At 67.5% G+C, this 4212-nt stretch carries 2 protein-coding genes and 3 pseudogenes; 4 read left to right on the forward strand and 1 reads right to left on the reverse strand.

The window, feature by feature from the left end:
- Positions 1-428: 428 nt before the first annotated feature.
- The 4 genes and pseudogenes from H7965_RS32340 to H7965_RS32185 all read left to right on the forward strand — a co-directional run.
- Positions 429-1142 (forward strand): annotated as a pseudogene (locus H7965_RS32340) (GAF domain-containing protein); the annotation flags it as partial.
- 242 nt (positions 1143-1384) lie between these two features.
- Positions 1385-2071: pseudogene (locus tag H7965_RS32180) on the forward strand (ATP-binding protein); the annotation flags it as partial.
- A 226-nt stretch (positions 2072-2297) separates the two neighbouring features.
- Positions 2298-2504: a response regulator gene (locus H7965_RS30605; RefSeq protein ID WP_222440880.1), complete on the forward strand. Its 207-nt coding sequence runs from the start codon at positions 2298-2300 to the stop codon at positions 2502-2504.
- A 300-nt stretch (positions 2505-2804) separates the two neighbouring features.
- Positions 2805-3044: pseudogene (locus H7965_RS32185) on the forward strand (nucleotide-binding domain-containing protein); the annotation flags it as partial.
- Positions 3045-3354: 310 nt separating this feature from the next.
- On the opposite strand, the gene H7965_RS28945 reads toward H7965_RS32185, so the two are convergent.
- A complete protein-coding gene (locus tag H7965_RS28945; RefSeq protein WP_186773965.1) occupies positions 3355-4101 on the reverse strand; it encodes a Crp/Fnr family transcriptional regulator in 747 nt (248 codons plus the stop codon).
- Positions 4102-4212: the final 111 nt, after the last annotated feature.

The following is a 4212-nucleotide window of genomic DNA, read 5'->3' on the forward strand; positions in this document are numbered from 1 at the left end:
AGCCCCGCGATCCGCACCTGAACCCCGGCCAATAGGACCGGCGCCGATCCCGCTCGCCCGCACAACCACGGCGCGAGCCGCGCGCCAGCCAGGGGACGCGCGTCACCGCCGCCGTGAATGATCCGGGCTAGTTGGCCGCCGCTATCCGGCTGTGCTCGGCAGCCTCTCCGACCAGCGTCCGGAGCCAGCAGCCCCGTCGCAACGGCGGGCCTTCGTTCGCGTTCTAGGGCATTGACCTTACAAAGGTCATCGGCCCGACCGGCGGCCGTCCCGAGTTGCCACTGGGCCGGGCGAGCTGCCGAAGGGCGCTAAACCACACCGTATGGGGGCGCCTCTTGGGCGAAGTAGAAGAAACCGAGAACCAGAAACTGCTTCGCCAGCAGACGGTTCTGGCTCGGTTCGGGGAACTCGCGATCAGGTCCGACAACTTGGATGCTATCCTGACCGAGGCCTGCCGCCTCGTAGGGGAGGCGCTCGGCACCAACCTCGCCAAGGTCATGGAGCTGCGGGAGAATGGCGAGACCCTGTTCGTCCGCGCGGGCGTGGGCTGGAAGCCGGGCGTGGTCGGCGAAACGACGGTCAGGGCTTCAGACGACACGTCGGAAGGCCATGCCCTGAAGACGGGCGTGCCGATGATCTCCCCCGACATCACGGAGGAGACGCGGTTTAGCTATCCACCCTTCCTGATCGAGAACGGGGTCAAGGCGGTGGCCAACGTCCCGATCATCGGCACGGAGGGCAAGCCCCCCTTCGGCATCCTGCAGATCGACAGCCGCGAGCCGCGCCGGTTCACGGACAGCGACACCGCTTTCCTCCGCACCTACGCCAACCTCATCGCGGCCGCGGTGGACCGCCTGCGCACAACCGGGGATCTCCGCGACAGCGAGGCGCGGCTGCGCTCCCTGGTGGAAGGGATCCCGCAGCTCGTGTTCCGTTCGCGTAGCTCGGGGGAGCGGATCTGGGGCAGTCCGCAGTGGGTTGCCTACAGCGGGCTTTCAGAGGAGGAAAGCGTCGGCCTGGGCTGGCTCGATGCGATCCATCCCGACGACCGCGCGGCGACCATGACAGCCTGGGCCGAGGCAGAGGTGCGCGGCTTGTTCTCCGTCGAGCACCGCACCTTTCATGCTGCAGACCGGACCTGGCGCTGTTCCAGAGCCGTGCCACGCCGGTGCGGGACGCGGAGGGCCGCATCCTTGAGTGGTTCGGCACCTCGACCGACATCGACGATCAGGTGCGCGCCCGCGAGGTGCTGGCCCGCGGCCAGGAAGAGTTGGAGGCGCAGATCGCCGCGCGCACCGCAGAGCTGCAAAATGCTCTGGCCAGCCTGCAGACAGAGATGGCGCAGCGCGAGCAGGCCGAAGCGGCCCTGCGGCAGGCGCAGAAAATGGACGCAGTGGGCCAGCTCACGGGCGGTATTGCGCACGACTTCAACAACATGCTCCAGGGCATCGCGGGCAGCCTGGACATGGCGCGACGCCGGATCGCCGATGGCCGGATCGCGGAGGTACAGCGCTTCCTCGATCCGGCGCGCCAGGCGGTGGACCGAGCTGCCGGACTAACCCGGCGGCTCCTGGCTTTCGCGCGGCGGCAGCGGCTGGAGCCGAAGCCGGTAGACCCGGACGCGCTGGTGGCGGGGATGGCGGACCTGATCCGGCGGACGGTGGGGCCTGCGGTCCGCTTGGAGCTACGCCTGCGTGACGGCAAGGCGCGCATACTGTGCGACCCGGGCGAGTTGGAGAGCGCGCTTCTGAACCTGTGCATCAACGCCCGCGACGCCATGCCGCAGGGCGGGCGGCTCACAATCGAAACGGACGATGTCCGCCTGTCGGCAGCGGATGCCTCTGGCCAAGAGAGCCATGCACCGGGCGACTACGTGGCGATCTCGGTCGCAGATACCGGCCAGGGCATGCCTGCGGAGGTGGTGGAGCGGGCCTTTGAGCCGTTCTTCACCACCAAGCCGCTGGGCCATGGGACAGGGCTCGGATTGAGCCAGGTCTATGGCTTCGTGCGGCAGTCGGGTGGGCTCGTCCGGCTGCAGAGCGCGCCTGGGGAAGGGGCCACGGTGCGCCTCTACTTGCCGCAGCACGAGCGGGCTGAGACGATCGAGGGCTCGAGCGCCGCGGCGGCGCCGGAAGCGGCCGAGACTGGCAGGGCTGTTCTGTTCGTAGACGACGAGGACATCGCGTGGCAAGCAGCGGCTGAGCGGCTGAGCGGCTGCGTGAGCTCGGCTATCGGGTGCTGGAAACGCGGATGGCCCCGCGGCGCTGCGTCTGCTGGATGGCGGCTTACGCGTCGACATGCTGGTGACGGATGTGGGGCTGCCGAACGGGATGAATGGGCGCCAGGTCGCCGAAGCGGTGCGGGAGCGGCGGCCCGGGATACCGCTGCTGTTCATCACCGGCTATGCGGGCACTGACCTCCCACCGGGGAGCGAGGTGATCGACAAGCCTTTCGACCTCGACACCCTCGCCCGGAAGGTTCAGGCGGCTTTGGCGCGGCATTGAAGATCAGCGGTGGCCAGATGAACTCGAAACGCCAGTCAGTATGATATCCATCCTCAATCTTGAGGACGACTGGGTTAGAGCAACTGCAGCGTTAGCCACCCTTCTGGATTTTGGCGTGTCTACGTTGCACCCGGAGGCGCTTGCGGGCGGTCTTTCGGCTGCGTTTAGGTCTGATACGCACGACAACACATCCCCTACGAAAGTTGGAATGTCAGACCTTAGCAAGCTAGTCTCCGATCACAAACGGACGGCGCGGCGCGAAGCAGAAGTCACGGCTCGGTCGGGGCCACCGATCCGCCCACAGGCACCACGGTTGAGTGGGTGGCCCGGAACCAGGGCGCGGAGGCGGAGGCGGAGAACGACATGGGGCATCGCGGGAAGCTTGGCTTCATATGGAACGACCGCTCGGCCTATGTCGGCACACACGTCATGGGTGTGGTATTTCGCCGCACCGGTAGGCTGATCGGCCTACGGCGCGTTCCTGTGACCATAACCGGCCTGTCCGCTTCACGGGGAGTTCTCCCCGGCCCGCCCAGTTAGGCCTGCGAGGGCGGCGCTGACCGGCCGGACCGTACGACGGGCATTTCAGGGTGTAGGACTCGCGCTTGGTACCGATTCTGTAGCTCGGCCTGCGGTCGGGTGCAGCCAAGATGCATATCAGGGCTATGTCCGCTCTGGCCTTCTGCATGTCCGAAAGCGGATAGGCGGCTTTCGGCCAAAACCTGCCGCGGCGGCTCTGCGCCCATGTCGGTCATCTGCTGGGTGCGCCAGACTTCCTGAAAGCGGACGATGCGCCCCCGAGCTCGGCTAAGCGGGTCGGACGGAAAGCGGACCTCCGGCGCACGCGCCTTCAGCGCCAGCAGGGCGCCTTGACGCTCCCCGGCTGCTCAAGCAGGCGATCACAGGTCCTTCTGACCGCGCCATAGCATTCGCAGGAAGCCGCCTCGAGGCCAGGTCGGTCGGTGATTTCCATCCGGCCGTGCGCATAGTCGATGAGGCCCGCCTTCTGCAGGATGCCGGCGGCGACGCTGATCCCGGCACGGCGCACCCCGAGCATCATGGAGAGGAACTCGTGGGTCATTGGGAACGCGGCCCCCTCGGACCGGTCGTGCGCCATCAGCAGCCAGCGCGCGAGCCGATCCTCGATGTGGTGGCGCCCATTGCAGGCCGCGGTCTGCGAGACCTGCACGCTGAAGGCCATGGCGTAGCGCAGGAGGTGTGTCCACAGAGCGGACCGGGCCTCCAGCTCCTCTCGGAATGCCGCCACGTCCAGTTGCAGAAGGGTGCATCTGGCCTGGGTCATGGCCTCGTGGGGCGCCCAGTCCATGCCGAAGAGAAGGGGCAAGCCGACCACGCCTTCACGACCGATCAGCCCAACCTCGGCGGCATCGCCGCTTTCGAGGGTGGCCAGCATGGAAACCCAGCCGGTCTCGGGGAAGTGAACGGCGGTAATGGGCTCGTCGGCCGTGTAAAGGATGTGGCGGGCGGGAAGCTCGATCCGCTCGAGCCGCGGCCAGAGCCGGGCGAGATCCTCGGGCGGCAGGGCCGCGAGCAGCCGGTTACGCGGACTGCGGGTAATCTGATCGAAGAGGGCCATGACGGGCTCCAGCGACAGGGTGTCGACGGGAGCACGGTCGCGTCTCTCAGCCGCCCGCGTCGGAAGGGTCGCGACGGGCGATGGACGTCACATGGTGACGCGGGTCCGGAT

This window comes from Siccirubricoccus deserti (assembly GCF_014283215.1).
Taxonomy (GTDB): domain Bacteria; phylum Pseudomonadota; class Alphaproteobacteria; order Acetobacterales; family Acetobacteraceae; genus Siccirubricoccus; species Siccirubricoccus deserti.

Bases quoted from the DNA above. Each gene is read 5' to 3' on its own strand.
- H7965_RS30605 (WP_222440880.1), top strand. From the start codon at position 2,298: ATGCTGGTGACGGATGTGGGGCTGCCGAACGGGATGAATGGGCGCCAG.
- H7965_RS28945 (WP_186773965.1), bottom strand. From the start codon at position 4,101: ATGGCCCTCTTCGATCAGATTACCCGCAGTCCGCGTAACCGGCTGCTC.